Genomic DNA, 1085 nt, shown 5'->3' on the forward strand with positions numbered 1-1085 from the left:
TTCAAACCGAAGAAATCCGTGGCGCTGTCGGGCGTGACGGCGGGCAATACCGCCCTGTGCACGGTCGGCAAGACCGGCAACGATCTGCATTACCGTGGCTACGACATTCTCGACATCGCCGGCACGTGCGAATTCGAAGAGATCGCGTATCTGCTGGTCCACGACAAGCTGCCGACCCAGGCGGAGCTGACCGCGTACAAAACGAAGCTCAAAGGCATGCGCGGCCTGCCCGCGAACGTCAAAGCCGCGCTCGAATGGATTCCCGCCGCCGCCCACCCGATGGACGTGATGCGTACCGGCGTCTCGGTGCTCGGCACCGTGCTGCCGGAGAAAGACGATCACAACCTGCCGGGCGCACGCGACATCGCCGACAAGCTGATGGCCTCGCTCGGTTCGATGCTGCTCTACTGGTATCACTACTCGCACAACGGCAAGCGCATCGAAGTGGAAACCGACGACGACTCGATCGGCGGCCATTTCCTGCATCTGCTGCACGGCGTGGAGCCGTCGAAGTCGTGGGTCGACGCCATGCATGTGTCGCTGAACCTGTACGCCGAGCACGAATTCAACGCGTCGACCTTTACCGGCCGCGTGATCGCGGGCACGGGATCGGACATCTACTCGGCGATCACCGGCGCGATCGGCGCGCTGCGCGGCCCGAAACACGGCGGCGCCAATGAAGTCGCGTTCGAGATCCAGTCGCGCTACCAGACGCCGGACGAAGCCGAGGCGGACATTCGCCGGCGCGTGGAAAACAAGGAAGTGGTGATCGGTTTCGGTCACCCGGTCTACACGATTTCCGATCCGCGCAACAAGGTCATCAAGGAAATCGCGAAGAAGCTCTCGAAAGAAGCGGGCAACAACAAGCTGTTCAACATCGCCGAGCGGCTCGAATCGGTCATGTGGGAAGCGAAGAAGATGTTCCCGAACCTGGACTGGTTCAGCGCGGTGTCGTATCACATGATGGGCGTGCCGACGGCGATGTTCACGCCGCTGTTCGTGATTGCCCGCACGGCCGGCTGGAGCGCGCACATCATCGAGCAACGGATCGACAACAAGATCATCCGCCCGAGCGCGAATTACAC

1 protein-coding gene is annotated in these 1085 nt (G+C 61.9%); it reads left to right on the forward strand.

The window, feature by feature from the left end; translation table 11 throughout:
• Positions 1 to 1085, forward strand: a 1085-nt coding sequence (gene prpC, locus BX591_RS35935) for a bifunctional 2-methylcitrate synthase/citrate synthase (protein ID WP_111936029.1), incomplete at both ends; no start/stop codon positions are given.

Source organism: Paraburkholderia bryophila (assembly GCF_003269035.1).
In the GTDB taxonomy this organism is placed as follows: domain Bacteria; phylum Pseudomonadota; class Gammaproteobacteria; order Burkholderiales; family Burkholderiaceae; genus Paraburkholderia; species Paraburkholderia bryophila.